This is a genomic window from Comamonas denitrificans (assembly GCF_017368815.1).
Lineage (GTDB): Bacteria > Pseudomonadota > Gammaproteobacteria > Burkholderiales > Burkholderiaceae_C > Comamonas > Comamonas denitrificans.
Genome location: NZ_JAFNME010000010.1, coordinates 70,048 through 89,032 on the forward strand (window position 1 = coordinate 70,048; position 18,985 = coordinate 89,032).

22 protein-coding genes and 1 tRNA gene are annotated in these 18,985 nt (G+C 55.8%); 17 read left to right on the plus strand and 6 right to left on the minus strand.

The window, feature by feature from the left end:
• Positions 1–10: 10 nt before the first annotated feature.
• Positions 11–1,825, minus strand: coding sequence for a glutamine--tRNA ligase/YqeY domain fusion protein (locus J1777_RS06395; RefSeq protein ID WP_207574984.1), 1,815 nt, complete (start codon positions 1,823–1,825; stop codon positions 11–13).
• 107 nt (positions 1,826–1,932) lie between these two features.
• Here J1777_RS06395 and aroQ point away from each other — a divergent pair, with 107 nt between their 5' ends.
• Both aroQ and J1777_RS06405 read left to right on the plus strand, forming a co-directional pair.
• Positions 1,933–2,379: a type II 3-dehydroquinate dehydratase gene (gene aroQ, locus J1777_RS06400; protein WP_207575005.1), complete on the plus strand. Its 447-nt coding sequence runs from the start codon at positions 1,933–1,935 to the stop codon at positions 2,377–2,379.
• Positions 2,380–2,381: 2 nt separating this feature from the next.
• Positions 2,382–3,287 (plus strand): alpha/beta fold hydrolase, encoded by a 906-nt coding sequence (locus J1777_RS06405; protein WP_341352941.1) that lies wholly within the window; start codon positions 2,382–2,384, stop codon positions 3,285–3,287.
• A 92-nt stretch (positions 3,288–3,379) separates the two neighbouring features.
• Here J1777_RS06405 and J1777_RS06410 read toward each other — a convergent pair whose 3' ends face one another.
• The 4 genes from J1777_RS06410 to J1777_RS06425 all read right to left on the minus strand — a co-directional run bounded on the left by J1777_RS06410 (position 3,380) and on the right by J1777_RS06425 (position 5,927).
• A complete protein-coding gene (locus J1777_RS06410; protein WP_207574985.1) occupies positions 3,380–4,165 on the minus strand; it encodes a UDP-2,3-diacylglucosamine diphosphatase in 786 nt (261 codons plus the stop codon).
• Positions 4,166–4,182: 17 nt separating this feature from the next.
• Positions 4,183–4,710 carry a peptidylprolyl isomerase gene (locus J1777_RS06415; RefSeq protein WP_207574986.1) on the minus strand — a complete coding sequence of 176 codons (528 nt, stop codon included), beginning with the start codon at positions 4,708–4,710 and terminating at the stop codon, positions 4,183–4,185.
• An 85-nt stretch (positions 4,711–4,795) separates the two neighbouring features.
• Positions 4,796–5,371: a peptidylprolyl isomerase gene (locus J1777_RS06420; protein ID WP_207574987.1), complete on the minus strand. Its 576-nt coding sequence runs from the start codon at positions 5,369–5,371 to the stop codon at positions 4,796–4,798.
• A 46-nt stretch (positions 5,372–5,417) separates the two neighbouring features.
• Positions 5,418–5,927, minus strand: a complete 510-nt coding sequence (locus J1777_RS06425; RefSeq protein WP_207574988.1) for a tetratricopeptide repeat protein — start codon at positions 5,925–5,927, stop codon at positions 5,418–5,420.
• Positions 5,928–6,067: 140 nt separating this feature from the next.
• On the opposite strand from J1777_RS06425, the gene cysS reads away from it, so the two are divergent.
• From cysS to J1777_RS06455, 6 genes are all read left to right on the plus strand, one after another.
• Positions 6,068–7,450, plus strand: a complete 1,383-nt coding sequence (gene cysS / locus J1777_RS06430; protein WP_207574989.1) for a cysteine--tRNA ligase — start codon at positions 6,068–6,070, stop codon at positions 7,448–7,450.
• A gap of 16 nt (positions 7,451–7,466) precedes the next feature.
• A complete protein-coding gene (locus J1777_RS06435; protein WP_207574990.1) occupies positions 7,467–8,126 on the plus strand; it encodes a DNA-3-methyladenine glycosylase family protein in 660 nt (219 codons plus the stop codon).
• A 64-nt stretch (positions 8,127–8,190) separates the two neighbouring features.
• Positions 8,191–9,162, plus strand: coding sequence for an acetyl-CoA carboxylase carboxyltransferase subunit alpha (locus J1777_RS06440; protein ID WP_207574991.1), 972 nt, complete (start codon positions 8,191–8,193; stop codon positions 9,160–9,162).
• Between the two features lie 173 nt (positions 9,163–9,335).
• A complete protein-coding gene (gene tilS / locus J1777_RS06445; RefSeq protein ID WP_207574992.1) occupies positions 9,336–10,304 on the plus strand; it encodes a tRNA lysidine(34) synthetase TilS in 969 nt (322 codons plus the stop codon).
• Between the two features lie 80 nt (positions 10,305–10,384).
• Entirely contained in the window at positions 10,385–11,650 is a 1,266-nt protein-coding gene (locus J1777_RS06450; RefSeq protein WP_207574993.1) for an aspartate kinase, read from the plus strand.
• A 53-nt stretch (positions 11,651–11,703) separates the two neighbouring features.
• A tRNA-Ser gene (locus J1777_RS06455) sits at positions 11,704–11,796 on the plus strand.
• Here the strand turns inward: J1777_RS06455 and J1777_RS06460 are convergent.
• Positions 11,767–12,135 (minus strand): hypothetical protein, encoded by a 369-nt coding sequence (locus J1777_RS06460; protein ID WP_207574994.1) that lies wholly within the window; start codon positions 12,133–12,135, stop codon positions 11,767–11,769. The two genes, J1777_RS06455 and J1777_RS06460, sit on opposite strands and share 30 nt — an antisense overlap.
• Positions 12,136–12,204: 69 nt before the next feature.
• Here J1777_RS06460 and J1777_RS06465 point away from each other — a divergent pair, with 69 nt between their 5' ends.
• From J1777_RS06465 to J1777_RS06505, 9 genes are all read left to right on the plus strand, one after another.
• The gene (locus tag J1777_RS06465) at positions 12,205–12,507 is read left to right on the plus strand and encodes a hypothetical protein (RefSeq protein WP_207574995.1); all 303 of its coding nucleotides are present in this window, start codon (positions 12,205–12,207) and stop codon (positions 12,505–12,507) included.
• An 83-nt stretch (positions 12,508–12,590) separates the two neighbouring features.
• Positions 12,591–12,947 (plus strand): hypothetical protein, encoded by a 357-nt coding sequence (locus J1777_RS06470; protein WP_207574996.1) that lies wholly within the window; start codon positions 12,591–12,593, stop codon positions 12,945–12,947.
• Between the two features lie 183 nt (positions 12,948–13,130).
• Positions 13,131–13,382, plus strand: a complete 252-nt coding sequence (locus tag J1777_RS06475) for a major capsid protein (protein ID WP_207574997.1) — start codon at positions 13,131–13,133, stop codon at positions 13,380–13,382.
• A 146-nt stretch (positions 13,383–13,528) separates the two neighbouring features.
• Positions 13,529–14,899: a virulence factor TspB C-terminal domain-related protein gene (locus J1777_RS06480; RefSeq protein ID WP_207574998.1), complete on the plus strand. Its 1,371-nt coding sequence runs from the start codon at positions 13,529–13,531 to the stop codon at positions 14,897–14,899.
• Between the two features lie 3 nt (positions 14,900–14,902).
• Positions 14,903–15,205: a DUF2523 domain-containing protein gene (locus J1777_RS06485; protein WP_207574999.1), complete on the plus strand. Its 303-nt coding sequence runs from the start codon at positions 14,903–14,905 to the stop codon at positions 15,203–15,205.
• Positions 15,205–16,275, plus strand: coding sequence for a zonular occludens toxin domain-containing protein (locus J1777_RS06490; RefSeq protein ID WP_207575000.1), 1,071 nt, complete (start codon positions 15,205–15,207; stop codon positions 16,273–16,275). Before J1777_RS06485 ends, J1777_RS06490 begins: the two co-directional genes overlap by 1 nt.
• A gap of 271 nt (positions 16,276–16,546) precedes the next feature.
• The gene (locus J1777_RS06495) at positions 16,547–16,792 is read left to right on the plus strand and encodes a hypothetical protein (protein ID WP_207575001.1); all 246 of its coding nucleotides are present in this window, start codon (positions 16,547–16,549) and stop codon (positions 16,790–16,792) included.
• A gap of 420 nt (positions 16,793–17,212) precedes the next feature.
• Positions 17,213–18,136: a rolling circle replication-associated protein gene (locus J1777_RS06500; protein ID WP_207575002.1), complete on the plus strand. Its 924-nt coding sequence runs from the start codon at positions 17,213–17,215 to the stop codon at positions 18,134–18,136.
• A gap of 41 nt (positions 18,137–18,177) precedes the next feature.
• Complete coding sequence (locus J1777_RS06505) at positions 18,178–18,765, plus strand: recombinase family protein (protein ID WP_207575003.1); 588 nt, start codon at positions 18,178–18,180, stop codon at positions 18,763–18,765.
• Positions 18,766–18,985 lie beyond the last annotated feature (220 nt).

Sequence of the window (18,985 nt, forward strand, 5' to 3'; positions counted from 1 at the left end):
GGCCAAGTGGTTACTTGCCCCAGCTGTCTTTGAGTCCGGTAATTTTATTAAATACGGGCCGATCGGCGCGGTGCTCTTGGCGGTCAGCGACGAAGTAGCCAAAGCGCTCGAACTGGAATTTGTCGTCCGGCTGGGCGCTGGCCAGGGAGGGCTCGACGTAGGCGGTCACCACTTTGAGGCTGCTTGGGTTGAGCAGCGCCAGGTAGTCCTTGCCGCCCGCGTCGGGCTGGGCATCGGTGAACAGGCGGTCGTACAGGCGCACTTCGGCCGGCACGGCATCGTGCTGGGCCACCCAGGTGATGGCGGCTTTGACTTTGACGCTGTCGGCCCCAGGGGTGCCGCTTTTGGTGTCGGGCACCACGGTGGCCAGCACTTTGGTGACCTTGCCGTCAGCGTCTTTTTCGCAGCCGGTGCATTCGATGACGTAGCCGCCTTTTAAGCGCACCTTGTTGCCGGGGAACAGGCGCTTGTAGCCTTTGGGCGGGGTTTCTTCAAAGTCTTCGCGCTCAATCCAGACGTGGCGGCCCAGGCCAAAGTGGCGCTGGGGCACGTCGGCATCGTCCTTGCCGTGGGGCAGGGCGGGCAGTTGGCAGGCTTCGGTGTGCGCGCTGCTGCCAAACACCTCGGCCCAGTTGGTTAGCTCTAGGGCCAGGGGGTCGAGCACCACCATGGCGCGGTGGGCCTGGTGCTCCAGGTCTTCGCGCAGGCACAGCTCCAGCAGGCTGTAGTCGATCCAGGCGTAGTCTTTGGTCACGCCAATGCGTTCGCAAAAATCGCGGATGGCCGCGGGCGTGTACCCCCGGCGGCGCAGGCCGACGATGGTGGGCATGCGCGGGTCGTCCCAGCCGCTGACGGTGCCGCTATCGACCAGGTGCTTTAGCTTGCGCTTGCTGGTGACGACGTAGGTTAGGTTCAGGCGCGAGAACTCGTACTGGCGCGGCTGGGGCGTGGCAATCAGGCCACCGGCGCGCAGGTGATCGAGCAGCCAGTCGTAGAAGGGGCGCTGGTCTTCGAACTCCAGCGTGCAGATGCTGTGGGTGATGTGCTCCAGCGCGTCCTCAATGGGGTGGGCGAAGGTGTACATGGGGTAGATGCACCAGGCATCGCCCGTGGTGTGGTGCGTGGCGCGGCGGATGCGGTAGATGGCCGGGTCGCGCAGGTTGATGTTGGGCGCGGCCATGTCGATCTTGGCGCGCAGCACGGCGGCACCGTCGGCCAGCAGGCCGTTTTTCATATCGGCAAAGCGCTGCAGGTTCTCGGCCACGCTGCGGTTGCGGTAGGGGCTGTCTTTGCCGGGGGTGGTGAAGTCGCCCCGGTTGGCGCGCATGTCTTCGGCCGATTGCTCATCGACATAGGCCAGGCCCTGCTCAATCAGGTACACGGCTGCGCGGTGCATGAAGTCAAAGTAGTTGCTGGCGTAGTACAGGTGGCTGTGGCCCTGCGCGTCTTGCCAGTCAAAGCCGAGCCAGCGCACGGCATCTTTGATGCTTTCGACGTATTCCTGTTCTTCTTTTTCGGGGTTGGTGTCGTCAAAGCGCAGGTGGCAAATGCCGTTGTAATCGCGGGCCAGACCAAAGTTCAGGCAAATGCTTTTGGCGTGGCCCACGTGCAGGTAGCCGTTGGGCTCGGGCGGAAAGCGCGTGCGGATTTTGGCCGCATCCACGGGGCCAGCGGCATGGTGGGCGGCATCGCCAGGGCCGCCGCCCCAGTGGCGACCCGCGTGGGTGCCTTCGGTCAAGTGGTTTTCGATGATTTGGCGCAGGAAGTTGGTCGGCTTGGCCGCCACGTCCGAAGCAGAAGAGGGGTTGGAGGTATTGGTGCTCATATGGCGGCCGATTGTAGGGCGGCTGCAGGTGGCACCGGGCACACCCCCGGGATAGAGGCTGGATAATCAGCAGCTTTTGCCACCAGAAAGAAGCAACGATGACGACGATGCGCAAGACGGTTTTTGTGCTCAATGGCCCCAATCTCAACCTGCTGGGCACGCGTGAGCCGCAGGTCTATGGGGCGCACACCTTGGCCGATGTGGAGCAGCTGTGCCAAGTGGCCTGCACGCGCCACGGCTTGGCGTTGCGCTTTCACCAAAGCAACCATGAGGGGCAGTTGCTGGACTGGATTCACGAAGCTGGTCGCCTGCACGCCCAGGGCGCACTGGCCGGGGTGATTTTGAACGCCGGTGCCTATACGCACACCAGCATTGCGCTGATGGATGCCATCAAGGGCACAGGCGTGGCGCTGCTGGAGCTGCACATTAGCAACGTGTTTGCCCGCGAGGCATTTCGCCACCACTCCTACCTCTCGCCCGTGGCGCGGGCGGTGGTTTGCGGCTTGGGGGTGCAGGGCTATGCCCTGGCGGTGGAGGCCGTGGCGCAGTGGTAGAGGTGCAGGATTGGACAGTTCTGCCCTGGGATGGCTCGGCGCAGGATTACGCTGCGGTGGCGGCGGGCCAAGTGACCCCGCCAGAAGTGGCGCAGTGGCAGGCCCAGGCGCAGCGCGTAACTTTTGCCCATGCGGGCGGGGTACTTACCGCCCACCACTGGTCGGCCGCACCGGCACCCGGTCATCTGCACAAGGCCCCGGTGGTTGTGCTGCACGGCGGCAGCGGCAGTTGGACGCATTGGCTGCGCATGCTGGGGCCGCTGACGCAAGCCGGGCATGCCGTGTGGGCGCTGGATTTGCCGGGCTTTGGTGCCTCTGATCCCTTGCCCCATCAGCAAGATGCCGACGATATGTTGCCCCTGCTGGCTGCCAGTTTGCAGCATTGGCTGCCGGGGCAGGCGCTGCAGATCATGGGTTTTTCGCTGGGTGGGATGACGGCGGCGCTGCTGGCCGCAGCCTATCCGGCCCTGGTGCGCCAGCTGGTGCTGGTGGGGCCGCCGGGGCTGGGGCTGCGGGACAAGCCTTTGTACCGCCTCAAAGGTTGGCGCCATCTGGCCGACCCGGTGGAGCAATTGCTGTGCCACCAGTACAACTTGGCCGCGCTGATGCTGGCCGATGCCCGCCAGATTGACCGCGCCACCTTGGCCCTGCACACGGCCAATGTGCAGCGCGACCGCTTGCCGCGTCGCCGCCTGGCCAGCACCGACATCCTGCGCCAAACCCTGCCGCGCATCACCTGCCCGGTGCAGGCGGTGTATGGGCAGGAGGACGTGCTCTACCGAGGGCTGTGGCCGCAAGTGGCGGCGTGCTTTGGCGGGCGGCTGCAGTTGATTGCAGGGGCCGGGCATTGGGTGCAGTACGAGCAGCCGGGGGTGTTTGCAGAGGCAGTCCTGCCAATGCTTTTATAAAAATACCTGGTTCCGCTGGATGTGAAACGATTTCAAAGTGTTTTTATATAAGAATCGTTTAAATATAAGCGCAACCAGCTATTGAAAATAGACTAAAAAGCATCCGCCAAAGGCAGGCGCTGCCATTGCCCATTGGGCGTGATGCGCAGCACCTCGGCGCGTGGGGCTGGGCCATCGCAATGCCAGTCAGAGAGCACGACGCGGGTGCGCCCCGCTGGCAGGGTGTGGTCGGCTGGGCGGTGGGTGTGGCCGTGAATCAGCGTGTGCGCCTGGGTGTGCGCAAGCCATTGATCGGTAAGCGCCGGATCGGCATCGGCGTACTCCATGCCCGATTGCTTGCGCTGCTCGCTTTCGCTGCGCAAATGCTGGGCCAGGGCGCGGCGCTCGACCAGGGGGCGGGCCAGCAGCTGCTGTTGCCAGGCGGGCTGGCGGCTGATGGCGCGAAATTGTTGGTATTCAGTATCGTCCAGGCACAGCGCATCGCCGTGCGAAAGCAAGATGCGCTGCGGCCCCCAGACCAGCAGGGTGGGGTCGGCCAAGCCTTGCATGCCGCTGGCCCGCAAAAACGCTGCGTCGGCCAGAAAGTCGCGGTTGCCCACCATGAAATAGATGGGCCGCTGCTGGCTGGCCGCGTGCAGCGTGGCGGCGCATTGGGCTTCAAAGCTGCCCGCCTCTTGCAGGGCATCGTCGCCCACCCAGGATTCAAACAAATCGCCCAGGATCACGATGGCGCTGGCCGGGCTGCTTTTTAAATAGCGTTGCCAAGCGGCCAAGGTGGCGGGTTCGCTGGCTTGCAGGTGCAAGTCGGCAATGCATTCCACCGCGCTCCAGTGCGTTGGCGCGTGCAGCGTTTGGGCGGGCAGGGCGGTGGTGGGCATGCTGCAAGGGGTTGGATTTACAGGGCCACAGCCTTGTCGATCACCACGGCATCAAACGGCACGTCATCGTGGTAGCCCTTGCGCGTGGTGCGTACTTTTTTCATGGCATCGACCACTTCTTGGCCTTTGACCACTTTGCCAAACACGGCATAGCCCCAGCCTTGTGCGGTGGGCGAGGTGTGGTTCAAAAAGTCGTTGTTCACGGTGTTGATAAAGAACTGGGCTGTGGCGCTGTGCGGGTCGCCGGTGCGGGCCATGGCGATGGTGTAAGCATCGTTTTTCAGGCCGTTCTTGGCCTCGTTTTCGATGGGGGCCTGGGTGTCTTTTTGCTGCATGTCGGGGGTAAAGCCACCGCCTTGGACCATGAAGTTTTTAATCACGCGGTGAAAGATGGTGCCGTTGTAGAAGCCGTCGTTCACGTAGGCGAGGAAGTTTTCCGTGGTTTTCGGGGCTTTTTCGGCATCCAGCTCCAGGGTGATCACGCCCTGGGTGGCTTCGTCGGCCACGTTGATGGTGATGTGCAGTTCAACTTGAGGATTGCTCATAAAAATCTTTCGTAAATTAAAGAGAAGGGGGCGCTGGTGGCGCGGTGGGGAAAAAACGCGTTCAAAAGCGCGTTCAAAAGGTGCGTTAAAGCTGGGTGGCGGCAATGATGGTCACGGGGCGCAGGGGCACATCGCTGTACATGCCTTGCCGTCCCGTGGGCACCTGGCGGATTTTGTCCACCACCTCTTGGCCAGCAATCACCTGGCCAAAAACGGCGTAGCCATGGCCATCGGGCTTGGGCGCATCGAGCATGGTGTTGTCTTTGACGTTGATAAAAAACTGCGCGGTGGCCGAATTGGGGTCGGGCCTGCGGGCCATGGCAATGCTGTAGCGCACGTTTTTCAGGCCGTTGTTGGCCTCAAGTGGAATCGGGGTGCGGGTGGCTTTTTCTTGCAAGTTGGCCGTCATGCCGCCGCCTTGGATCATGAAGCCATCAATCACGCGGTGAAAGATGGTGCCGTCGTAGTGCTTGTCTTGCACATATTGCAGAAAGTTTGCCACGGTGGCAGGGGCTTTTTCTGGCTCCAGTTGCACCACGATGTCGCCCAGGCTGGTGTGCAGTTTCACCTGGGGTTGGGTGGAGGGCGTTTGCGCCAGAACGCTGCCAGTGGTGCAGCAAGCGGCCAAGGCCAGCATCAGGGTGCGGCGGTGCAGGGGCATGAAAAAACTCCTCATTAGCTCATCAGGTCGGTTGAAGTGGGTTGGATTAAGGCTGCAGCAAGGGGCGCAGGCCGCTGAGCTTGCGCTGCACGTCCGGCTGGGCACCTTGCAGTTTGGTGGCTTGGCTAAAGGCTTCGTGTGCCAGGCGCAGATAAATATCGCCCAGGTTTTCATAAGCCACGGGGTAGCTGGGGTTGTTGCGCACCGCTTGCAGCAAGGCCCCCCGGGCTTGTTCCAGCTGGCCTTGGCCAGCGTAGAGCACGGCCAGGTTGTTGTAGGGCTCGGGCAGCTCTGGGTATTCCTGGGTCAGCAGGGTGAATGTGGTGATGGCCGCCTGGGTGTCACCGGCGGCCGATTGGGCCGAGCCCTGCAAGAAGCGCATCTGCGGATCGCGGGCGTTTTGGGCCAAATAGTTTTGCGCTTGGGCGATGGCTTCGGTGGTTTTGCCCTGCTGGATGAGTGCGGCCACATCGCTATGCGCATCGGCCTGGGCGCTGGCGGTAAAGGTGAGCAAGGCGGCCGGAAGAAGCAGGCGCAAAAGGGCAAGGCGGGACATAAAAACTCTCAAAAAAGGAATGCCGAGGGCGTCGGTTTATACTTCGCGGCGATTGTAGCGGCTGCACTTTGGGCGGCCGTTGTTGATTTTTGGGGGCGGAATTTGCTTTTGCCCCTTTTGTTTTAAAGCTGCCCCCCCCCATGAGTTTGCGCATCTACAACACGCTTCGCCGTGCATTGGAGGTTTTTCAGCCTCTACAACCCGGCCATGTCCGCATGTATGTATGCGGCATGACCGTGTACGACCTGTGCCACCTGGGCCATGCGCGTTCGATGGTGGCGTTTGATGTGGTGCAGCGCTGGCTGCGCGTGAGCGGTTATGAAGTGACTTATGTGCGCAATATCACGGATATTGACGACAAAATCATTCAACGAGCCGTTAAAAACAATGAAACCGTGCGCAGCCTGACCGATCGCATGATCGCCGCGCTGCACCAGGATGCCGATGCCCTGGGCATTGAGCGCCCCACGCATGAGCCGCGTGCCACCGATTACGTGCCACAAATGCTCTCGATGATCGGCACCCTGCGCAACAAAGGCCTGGCCTACCAAGCGCCCGGTGGCGACGTGCTGTTTGCCGTGCGCCAGTTTGCCGACTACGGCAAGCTGTCTGGCAAAACGCTTGATGAGCTCAACGCTGGCGAGCGCGTGGCGGTGCAAGACGGCAAACGTGACCCGCTGGATTTTGTGCTGTGGAAATCGGCCAAGCCCCAAGAGCCGGACGAGGTGAAATGGCCCAGCCCCTTTGGCACAGGCCGCCCCGGTTGGCACATTGAGTGTTCTGCCATGGGCTGCACCCTGCTGGGCGAGAGTTTTGACATCCACGGCGGTGGCGCGGATTTGGCGTTTCCGCACCATGAAAACGAAATCGCCCAAAGCGAAGGCGCAACCGGTCAGCCGTTTGCCCATACCTGGATGCACAACGGCTTTATCAACGTCGATAACGAGAAGATGTCCAAATCCCTGGGCAACTTCTTCACCATTCGCGATGTGCTGCAAGCGTACGAGCCCGAAGTCGTGCGCTTTTTCGTCGTGCGCAGCCATTACCGCAGCCCGCTGAATTACTCCAACGTGCATTTGGACGATGCCCGCAGCGCACTCAAGCGCTTGTACACCGCCCTGAGCGTGGTGGTGCCGCACAGCGCAGCGGCCATCGACTGGACGAATCCCTATGCCGCCCGCTTCAAAGCGGCCATGGACGAGGACTTTGGCACCCCAGAGGCCGTTGCCGTGTTGTTTGAGCTGGCCTCGGAAGTCAATCGCAGCCAATCGGCGCATCTGGCTGGCTTGCTACAGGCCTTGGGGGGCTGCTTGGGTTTATTGCAGGCCGATCCACAAACTTTTTTGCAAGCGGGCGCTGCCCATGCCGATGCCACGGCGATTGAGGCACAAATTGCTGCCCGCGCAGCCGCCAAAGCAGCCAAAGACTGGGCGGAGGCCGACCGCATCCGCAATGCCTTGCTGGCCCAAGGCATTGTGCTGAAAGACTCGGCCAGCGGCACCACCTGGGAGGCGGCCCAGTAAGCCTGGGCCACGTGGTATGGCACCTTCTCCCAAAGTACAGCTTCCGGCTGTGCCCGCCGATGCGCCCGCATATTGGGCGCAAGCGTGTCAGCACCTGGTGAAAAAAGACCGGGTGATGCGCCGTTTAATCCCCCAAATGGGCAGCGCCGCCTTAACTTCGCGCGGCGATCCGTTTATCACCCTCGCGCGTTCCATTGTTGGGCAGCAGGTGTCGGTGAAGGCCGCCGCCAGCATCTGGAAGCGCTTGGAAGCCCTGCCACCGGCGATGGAGCCCCAGCATCTGCAGCGCCTGAGCGTTGAAGAGATGCGCGGCGCGGGCTTATCGGCCCGCAAAGTGGACTATTTGCTGGATTTATCCACCCACTTTATCGAAGGGCGCTTGCGCCCCGATCGCTGGCCCGAGATGGACGATGAGGCCATCATCACCGAATTAACCGCCATTCGCGGCGTTGGCCGCTGGACAGCGCAGATGTGCTTGATGTTCTATCTGCAGCGGCCCAACGTGCTGCCGCTGGATGATGTGGGGCTGATCAAGGGCATCAGCGAATGCTATTTCTCGGGCGACCCGGTCAGCCGCAGCGATGCCCGTGAGGTGGCCGAGGCGTGGAAACCCTGGGCCACAGTAGCAACTTGGTATATTTGGCGCTCGCTGGATCCCCAGCCCGTGGCCTATTGAGTCCTGAAGGACGCAGACAAAGCAAATGTTCCAAGGCCACGGCACTGGGACAAGGAGAAAAATCTTGGCTAAAAAAACTTTCCTCGACTTTGAGCAACCCATTGCAGAGTTGGAAACCAAAATTGACGAGCTGCGCTACGTACAAAGTGAAAGCGCCGTCGATATTTCGGATGAAATCGATCAGTTGAGCAAAAAAAGCAACCAACTGACCAAAGATATCTACAGCAACCTGACGCCTTGGCAAATTACCAAAATTGCCCGGCATGCCGATCGTCCTTACACCTTGGACTATGTGCGCGAAATTTTTACTGATTTCGTGGAAATGCACGGTGATCGCCACTTTGCCGACGATAAATCCATCATCGGCGGCCTGGCCCGCTTCAATGGCCAAGCCTGCATGGTGATTGGCCACCAAAAAGGGCGCGACACCAAAGAGCGCACCCTGCGCAACTTCGGCATGACCCGCCCAGAGGGCTACCGCAAAGCCTTGCGCCTGATGAAAACCGCAGAAAAATTCAAACTGCCCGTGTTCACCTTTGTCGATACGCCCGGTGCTTTCCCCGGTATCGATGCCGAGGAGCGTGGCCAGTCTGAGGCCATTGGCCGCAACATCTTTGAGATGGCGCAGCTCAAAACCCCCATCATCACCACCATCATTGGCGAAGGCGGCTCGGGCGGTGCCTTGGCCATTTCGGTGGCGGACCAGGTGCTGATGCTGCAATACGCGGTGTATTCGGTCATCAGCCCCGAAGGCTGTGCCTCGATTTTGTGGAAAACCGGCGAAAAAGCCTCTGAGGCCGCCGAGGCCATGGGCATCACGGCCCACCGCCTCAAAGCCCTGGGTTTGGTGGACAAAATTGTCAATGAGCCCGTCGGTGGAGCCCATCGCGACCCCAAGCACATGGCCAGCCTGCTCAAACGCGCTTTGGGCGATGCTTGGCGGCAATTGGTCGATTTAAGCACCGACGACCTGCAGCAACGCCGTTACGACCGCCTGCAAAGCTACGGCCGCTTCACCGATACCAAAGCACGCTAATTACGCTAACCACGGCGCAGTGGTTGCGGCTTGGTTGTTTCTTGATGGCCCTGCGGGGCCATTGTTTTTGCTAGCTGTTTGCGCTTTATAAACAGCATTTTTATGTATTTTTCATTGTGAAATCTTTATAAATAAAGCGCAAACAGCTATTAAATTTAATCATCTTCATTCGCATGACCCCTGCATTCGCCCAAGCGCTGGCCGCCTTCTCACCGCAACTGCCGCTGGCAGTGGCCTACAGCGGCGGGGCCGATTCCAGCGCCTTGCTACGCGCTTGCGCCCAGCGCTGGCCCGGGCAGGTGCTGGCGGTGCATGTGCACCATGGTCTGCAAGCAGCAGGGGATGATTTTTTGCAGCACTGCCAATCGGTGTGTGCGCAGTTGGCCATTCCCTTGGCGGTGGCCCGGGTCGATGCCCGCCACTGCCCCGGCCAAAGCCCAGAAGAGGCCGCCCGCCAGCACCGCTACGCAGCCTTGTGCGATTTGGCCCGCAGCCACTTCGCCCAGCCAGCGGCCAGCATTGCCTTGGCCCAGCATGCCGATGACCAGGTGGAGACCTTGCTGCTGGCCCTGTCGCGGGGGGCTGGGGTGGCAGGTCTGGCCGCCATGCCCGCACACTGGCAAGCGGAGGGGCTGCACTGGCATCGCCCTTTGCTCGCCGTCCCCGGACAGGATTTGCGCCGCTGGCTAGAGCAGATGCAAGCGCCTTGGGTGGAGGACCCTAGCAATGCCGACGAGCGGTTCACCCGCAACCGCATCCGACACAAGTTGCTGCCCGTGCTGGAAGCCGTTTTTCCGCAATTTCGCACCACCTTTGCCCGCAGCTGTGCCCACGCCGCTCAGGCCAAAGGCTTGCTGGAAACCTTGGCCCAGCAAGATGCCGCAACCACCGGACTGCCCCCGCTGATTGCCGCTTTGCAAAAGCTACCGACCGAGCGCCAAACGAATCTGCTGCGCTACTGGCTGCTGCATCACCATGGCACCACCCCCAGTACGGCCCAAATCCAGGCGCTATTGGTGCAAATCGCTGCATGCAGGACGCGAGGCCACCATATCCAGATCAAGATGGGCTCAGGGTTTGTTTGTAGAAAAGGTGCAAATTTGTATTGGTACAATCCCCAGGTTTTGGTCCAAAAACCCTGAGTGCGAAAACCGGCGGCGCTCCAAAACACAGCCCCTTCACAACAGCGCCGTGACCAGTAGTTTCGTCACACCTTTAACCAATGGCACTGTTCGTTCATAAATACGGCGGCACATCGATGGGCTCTACCGAGCGCATCCGCAACGTCGCCAAGCGTGTGGCCAAGTGGGCCCGCGCCGGACACCAAGTCGTGGTCGTGCCCAGCGCCATGAGTGGTGAAACCAACCGCCTGCTGGCCCTGGCCAGTGAACTCACTCCTGATCACCCCGATACGGCTTACTACCGCGAACAAGACATGCTGGCCGCCACTGGCGAGCAGGCATCTTCGGCCCTGTTGGCGATCGCTTTGCAAGCCGAGGGCATGCCCGCCGTCAGCTACGCCGGCTGGCAAGTGCCAGTGCGCACTGACAGCAGCTACACCAAAGCCCGCATTGAATCGATTGATGATGCCCGTGTACGTGCCGACTTGGATGCCGGGCGTGTGGTCATCATTACCGGCTTTCAGGGGATTGACCCCGGCGGCAATATCACCACCTTGGGGCGAGGCGGCTCGGACACTTCTGCAGTGGCCATCGCTGCCGCCATCAAGGCCGATGAGTGCTTGATTTACACCGATGTCGATGGTGTCTATACGACCGATCCCCGCGTCGTGCCTGCCGCCAAACGCCTGGGCACGGTAAGCTTTGAAGAAATGCTGGAAATGGCCAGCCTGGGCTCCAAAGTGCTGCAAATTCGCTCGGTGGAATTTGCCGGTAAATACAAGGTTCCCATGCGTGTGCTCTCTAGCTTCACGCCCTGGGACATTGATCTGGCAGAAGAAGCCAGTTCTGGCACTCTGATTACTTTTGAGGAAGACGAAAAAATGGAAAAAGCCGTTGTTTCTGGCATCGCATTCAATCGTGGCGAAGCCAAGGTCTCGGTGCTCGGTGTGCCTGACACCCCCGGCATCGCTGCGGCCATCCTGGGGCCTGTGGCCGATGCCAACATCGATATCGATGTGATCATCCAAAACATCTCTAAAGATGGCAAAACCGATTTCAGCTTCACCGTTAATCAGACAGACTTCCAGAGAACGCTGGATCTGTTGCGTGAAAAAGTCAGCCCCAGCCTGGGTGCTGCTGAAGTGGTTGGTAACCCCAATATTGCCAAAGTCAGCATCGTCGGTATCGGCATGCGCAGCCACGTGGGTGTTGCTTCCACCATGTTCCGTGCCCTGGCGCAAGAGGGGGTGAACATTCAAATGATCTCTACCTCCGAGATCAAAACTTCGGTTGTCATCGACGAAAAGTACCTAGAGCTGGCGGTTCGTGCCTTGCACACAGCCTTCGGTCTGGATAAAACGGAATAATTTTTCAAATTTGTCAAAACCGCTAAAAATTGTGCTTACAATAGCGGTTCTGCGGAAACGTGACCGAGTGGCCGAAGGTGCTCCCCTGCTAAGGGAGTATGGGGTTTATAGCTCCATCAAGGGTTCGAATCCCTTCGTTTCCGCCAAGAATTAAAGCCTTGATTGTTCTCAATCAGGGCTTTTTCTTTTTCCGCTTCTGGAAAAGCTGCCAAGATGGCCCAAAAGCCCTCGGCGGCTTTTTTTTCGTCTGTGCTTTCTGATTGCTCTAGCTCTAGTGCCATTTCTTCCATAAATGCCCGTGCGGGTTCCTCTCCTAGGATTGCGCGAAGCTTTCCTAATACTCGCCAGTTCGCACGCCTTTTTCCTTGTTTCATCTCCACAAGGTTTGAGGGATTCATCTCCATCATCTTTGCTAATTTGTTTTGGCTTCCTGCTATCGCGGTTGCCTTCTCTATTAGTAAATTCAATTCTTCAAGTGTGCTCATTTGAGTATGCTCCATCTGTCGTTCTCATTTGAGTATGAGAACGGCGGTAATTTTCGCATGGAGCTACACATGACCGCATCTTCTTCTCGCATCTCCCCTTGTCCGTCCCCTGCTGACCCCGGTTCTGCTGCTGTGGTAGCTCACGCTGCAGTGCCCAGCAGTGGGGCGGGCATCGTCCCCTCTTATCAAGACTACGACAAAGATTTCTTTGATCTTTTTGAGTCCCATGGCTATGTCTCGCGGGGTGCTTACGTTCTGCTTTCTCTTGCAAATATCAGTAGCCCTTTTGTATCCAATTCGACTCGAGTTCAGTCAGCTGATCATTTGATTCTTCATGCGCAGCTCTGTATCGGCGTTGGTTGCGAGTCTTGATAGCTCCTCGCATTGCCTCGCGTGCGGGGCAATTCAGGGGGTTTTCTTGTTCACCCCTCCCCCTGGGGTTCAAAGGGTTTTCTATGTCTGAAGCTACTGCTACTGCTACTGCTACTGCTGCTGCTGCTGCTGTTACTGCTCGTTTGCCTGCTTTTATTCGTGTCCTTGTTGTTCAACCCCCAAAAGAGGGGGTTGGTAAAACTGGCAAGCCTTATAAGTTTCAGGAAGTTGATTGCGTTGCTCTCGATGAGAACGGTGAAGCATTGCAAGTTGGTGTTTTGCCTGTCCCCAATAAGTTGATCGGTATGGTCACTGAGGGCGTTTATTCCCCTGTTTACGGTATGCGCGTTGACTTTCAGACTCGCAAAATCGGTCCCTCTATCATTGATTTGAATCGCGTTGAAAATCGTCAGCGCGTCGCTCCTTCTTCTACCAAATGACTGAGCAAGTAATCCAGTGTCCTTCTCAATGCACTGTTACGGTTGTGCATTCCTTTCATTCGCCCTTGCTTAATTTGAGTCTTGAGGATGCTGGATTACTTATTGGCCCTATTACTTTGGTTTTTTGCGTAGCTTGGGGAATCCGGGCCTTGCTGCGTGTTGTTAACTCCCCGGAAAAAGGAAATGATGATGTTTGATTCTGTCAAAAACGCTGTTATCACTGCAGCACAAAATACCAAAACCCTCGGCCTTTCTGTTGGCACTGGTCTGATGGTTTACGGCGGTAAGGCTTTTGCTGCTCCTCCTACGGCTCCTGATGTTGCGGATGGCGTTGCCTTTATTGAAAGCCTTCTGGTTCCCATTGGCCTCTTGGGTGCTGCCTTCTTGATCGTCGGTATCGCTATCAAGGGTTGGAAAATCATGCGTTCCGTTTAATTCGCTCACATTTACGGGCGACAGGGTGCGCTTATTTGCGTGCCCTTTTTTTAGTGCTGGCCGGAAAGCTTTAGCGCGGCCAGCACTAAAAAAAGGGAGGGTCATGAAATGGGTTTACTTGTTCTGCTGGTTTACATGGGGGCGTTATGGCTTATCGTTTCCGACTAATATTTTTTTTCTTTGCTGCATTTTCTTGCTCTGCTTTTGCCGCTAATAATGGATCTCCGCCTTCTTCCGTTGGCTCTTGTGGCTGGTATTCCAGAGATCCTACCGGAACTCAGCAATATGAAAACTGTGTTCAAAATCTAAAAAATTCATATGGTTTTAAGATTGTTGAATGGAAATATACTAATCACCCTGCCGCTGCTAGTTACCATCCTTTAACTGCTGCACTTATTTGTAATTCTGGATATTGGGATGGTGTTCTTTGCTCCCCTGTACCTTCTTGCCCTGGTGGCAAAATTTTTAACCTTGAAACTAAAACTTGTCCACCTTTAGATGATTCCTGCGAATCACTAGCAGAAAAATGCGAAACTTTGAACGGCTCTAAGAAATGGATTACCGGCCTTCGTAGAGATGTAGGTTATAAGCCTTTTAAAACTTGCACACCTGCTGGTCTTGTGCCTGGCTGCAATAAAGGCTGCGTTATCAATTCCTCCGGTAATGGTGTTTTTTATAAAGATCAATCCGGTGATTATTATTTCGAGGGGGAAGGGACTATCTCTTCTGAGACTTGTTTCCCTACGTCTGAAGGGAGTGTAGAGCCGCCAAAAGAAGAGGATAATCCGCTTCCCCCCAGTGAACCGCCAGAGAAGCCCTGTAAACCTGGAGAGTATCAAAGCACTGTAAACGGCACAAAAGTTTGTCTTCCTGCTAAATCTCAGGAAACAATTATTAAAGAAGAAACAATTAATAATAATGACAATACAACCACCAACATAAATACTACAGTTAAATGTGAAAACGGTAAATGCACTATTTCAGAAACTACGGCAGATAAAGACTCCTCCGGTGCAACTACTGGGGAATCAACTAAAGAAACTCAAGTTTCCCAATCTGATTTTTGTGCTCAAAATCCCGGCTCATCCGTTTGCAAATCCCCTGGTCTTGGTAAAGAGGAGGGGGAGGGCGAAGATGGGGAAAAAAGTTCTTTTTCCGGCTCTTGCAGCTCAAGTTTTAATTGTGAGGGCGATCCTGTTCAATGCGCTATTGCGCTAGAACAGCACAAAACCGCTTGTAAGTTGTTTGACGAGTCAAATACTTATTTTCAGGCGTTTAAGGATGCAGAGGCGTCTAATTCAGATGGTGTTGAATCTTCCACCGTTGATCTTGCATCTCATGTAAGCGTTGATTCTGTTATTGGCTCTGGTGCTTGTCCTGCTGATATTGAAGTTACCGTTTTCAATCAGGTTATACCTTTTGAATTATCTAAGTTTTGTCGCTATTTCGATGCCATGGGTATGCTTATAGTTTTGGGTGCGTCTGTTGGTTGTCTTCGTATATTGGGGAGTGGGTAATTTATGCCAGTTATTGCCGGTATTATCTGGGGTGGTCTGTTAAATATTGTCGGGACTCTTGTTGGTCGTGTCTTTCTAGCTATTGGGCTTGGCGTTGTTTCCTATATTGGCTTTGGGTCTGTTCTGGATCAGATCACTTCTGTGGGGCGTGATTCATTAGTTGGGCTTCCTCCTGAGTTTAAACAAATTCTTGGTCTTTTGCGTATTGGTGAAGTTTTCACTATGTATTCTTCTACTGTTTCCATAAAGATGATGTATCAATATGGTCTTTCTAATGGCACTATTAAACGTATGAGGTATCGCTAATGTTTTATCTTGTTACCGGTGGGGTCGGTACTGGCAAGACTCTTTTTACGCTTAAATGGGTTCGTGAGTTGCAACTCGAAACTGGTCGGCCTGTCTGCTATTGTCTCGATGGTCGTGGTGAAACCGTTTTGAAGCTTAAGGGTGAAGCATTAGAGTTCGGCTGGAAAGAAATAGATTTTGTCACTTGGGAAAATCAAGATGATGGTACTATTTTTATTCTCGATGAGTGCCACGAGCTGCTTCCTTCTCGCGGTTTAAATCGCGGTAGTCCCCCTGACCATATTCAGGCGCTTGCTCGTCATCGTCATCGTGGCTTTGATTTCTTTCTTATTACTCAGCATGCTAAAAATATTGACGCTTTTGTTCGTCGCTTAATTGCTGACCCTGGGTATCATCGTCATTTAAAGCGTCGTAATGGGTCTAATACAGTTGCTCAGCTTCAATGGCCTAATGTCTTTGATAAGTGCGAATCTAATACCGCTGGTAAGACTGCTACTGTTACTGACATTCGTTATCCAAAAGAGGTTTTTGATTGGTATGAATCTGCCAGTATTCATACTGCTAAATATCGCATTCCAAAACAGCTGTATCTCGTTTTTGCTGCTATCGTCTTGGTGCCCCTCGTTCTTTGGTATGCAGTGCATTTTTTCAGGGGCTTGGGTTCTTCTTCCTCTTCTGATGCTGATGCTGGCCCTGGTCTTATTGCTTCTGCTAGAAATATAGGTGCTATTTCCTCGCCTACTCTCGGTTCTGCTCAAGAGGGCCGCGTTATGACTCAGCAGGAATATATTGATTCTTTGAAGCCTAGAATTTCTGCTCTTCCTTGGACTGCTCCGCGCTATGACGAAATCACTCAGCCAGTGAAGGCGCCTTTTCCGGCTGCTTGCCTTTTGCGCCTTGAAAAACCTAAGGATTGCGCGTGCTGGTCGCAAGATGCAACCCCTTTGACCGTCCCCTTTGAAACTTGTCGTGATATTGCTCAAACCGGCGTTTTCATAGATTGGCAGTCTTCTCCTGGTACTGCCTCTGGGCCTGTTTCACCTTCTCCGCTGTTAGGCTCTTCTTCGTGATTTTGCCCAGCTTCTGGCTCTTCAAAATGAATAACTTCATTTTCACTGTGGGTAAAAAGTTTTTCACTTTAAAAGTGTTTACTTTTACTAAGTACAATTTTCTTTTTGTTTTCCATAATACCGCTTAAATATATCTAATTTCTTTTAAATACGGTTTATTTTTCATTTTTTCTTACGCCTGTGGGTAAAAATATTTTCACTTTAAATTCTCTCCTTCGCCACCGGCCCAGCTCGTGGCCACCGGCCCAGCTCCTGGCCACCGGCCCAGCTCGTGGCCACCGGCCCAGCTCGTGGCCACCGGCCCAGCTCGTGGCCACCGGCCCAGCTCGTGGCCACCGGCCCAGCTCGTGGCCACCGGCCCAGCCCCTGGCCACCGGCCCAGCTCCTGGCCACCGGCCCAGCTCCTGGCCACCGGCCCAGCCCCTGGCCACCGGCCCAGCTCGTGGCCATCGGCCCGGCCCCTGGCCATCGGCCATTGTTGGCCTGGCTGTTTGGCTGTTTCAAGGGGATTTTTTAAAAAGGGAAGTTAGGTGGGCTGTCGTTTAAATCGTAGCTGGCTGCTGTGGGCAAGAGGGGTGAGAAGGTTGGGGATGTGGGTAACTTGCTCGCAAGTTATCCATATCTCCAGCCTGACCCCCCTTTTGTCCATAGCTCGGATAAAGCATGGTCGTTTGCCCCGGCTGCCTGGGGCGCGGCGTATCCGGTATGGGGGGGATGTTGCGGCCGCGTAGCGGCCATGTGCTGCCCCTGGCTGCAGCCAGTGGGCAAGGCCGGCGAAGCCGGCCTAGATTTATCCCATAAACACTTTGGGACATCACTACGTTTCTTCGGGCGCTTGCCCATGAAGTCCTAGAAAAAAAAAGTGCCCCGGCGCTCGTTCGCATCGAGCCCAGGGCGTTGATAGCAACCTCTCGTACAGGTCACTATGATTAGAATTATGAACGAAGCTTTTCCCGGTGTCATCTTCACTTCGCAAGAGTTGTTGGCGCAAATCTACGCTGGGGCCACTCTGACGGTTTTTGAGGGGCTGCGGGGGGAGGGGCTCAATGTCAAGGCCCATGACCTTGGAAACGGTCATTTGGAGCTGTCTGCATCCTCTCCTACGGTTTGGGTAGAGCGCGATGGCTGGAACCGCGTCGTCATTGAGACTTATCTTGAAAACGCGATAGCTCGGGAGGAAGAGGAGGCCGAAGAGCGTCGTGAACGGTCGCTGACCATTGCTGCAAACCGGGCTAAGACAAAAGTGCGCAAGCTCTGCAAGCTCATTGCTGCCGATACGCTGCTGACGCTGACCTATCAGCACTGTGAAGCTGACCTGCAGCGTAGCAAAAAGGATCTGAAAGAGTTTGTGCGCCGTTTGCGTCGGCTGCTGCCTGGGTTCTCCTGCGTGGCTGTGTATGAGTACCAAAAGCGCGGTGCTCTGCACTGGCACATAGCAACTGCTGGGATGCCCACGCGCTTTGAAAAGAAAGCTGCTGATGGGTCTACCTACCATGTCAAGAGTTTTGACGCGCTACGCGCCGTCTGGCGCTCTGTGGTGGGTGAACGTGGGGGCAACGTCGATCTGTCCCGGCGCAAGGCGCATAGCCAGCGAAGCCCAGCTCGCATTGCAACGTACATCTCCAAATACATCGTCAAGGCATTCAAAGAAGGGCAAGCCTTCACAAATCGCTATACGTGCTTTGGCAAGTTTGATATGCCTGCTCCGGTATCCCTGGGCCACTTTCCTACGGCCCTGGCTGCGATTGAAGCTTGCTATGCCCTTGTCGGTGACGGGCAAACTATCGTGTTGTCGCATCTGAGCCGCTGGCGTGATTGGTTTGTGCTCCATGCTGAAGCAAAACGGGCACGGCCTGGTTAGTCATGGTCGGCGCTCCTGTTCTTTAACTTACAGGAGTTTTTATGTTGATTGGTTACGCGCGGGTCAGTACGCAAGATCAGGATAACGCGCTGCAGCTTGACGCGCTGGCCCGGCTGGGCTGTTCGGTTGTCTTTGAAGAGAAAGGTAGCGGGGCTACTCGAAAGGGGCGAAAAGAGCTTGCTCTATGTCTTGCATCTCTGCGCAAGGGCGATACGCTCTGCGTTTACAAGATTGATCGTATTGCGCGAAGTCTTTTTGACCTGTTGGATATCCTGCATCACCTTGAGAGGGTTGGCGCTGCAATCAAAAGCGTTACTGAGCCTCTCGACACTACAAACCCTATGGGTGTCTTCATGGTGCAGATACTGGGGGCCGTGGCCCAGCTCGAACGGTCAATGATCAGGGAGCGGTCTATTGCTGGCCAGTTGTCGGCACGTGAGCGGGGGCGTGTTCCTGGTCGTGTGCGGTCTTTGGGTGATTTTGAATCAAAAGCTGTAGCTGAGTACCTTAGCGGTGACTGCACTTACGCGGGTCTTGCCCTTAAATATGGTGTCTCTGTCTCTGCTATTAAGCGCGCGGTCTATCGTGTCACGAAGCCTGCTGAGTACGCTAAACGCTGCAAGCTCTAAAACCGTGTTATAGTTACGGCTTGGCGGATTCATTCGTTTCCGCCAATTGTAAAAATTTTCAAAACTTTCACAAAATGTGTGGTACAATAAAGTTTCGCTGATTGCAGCGGTGCTTAGAAGTTGCAAAACTTCTGTTTGAGATCTTTAACAAGATACAGCCGATAAGCGTGGGTATTTGGTGGTGGATAGAAGTTTGCCATTAAATACTCATGTGAATATG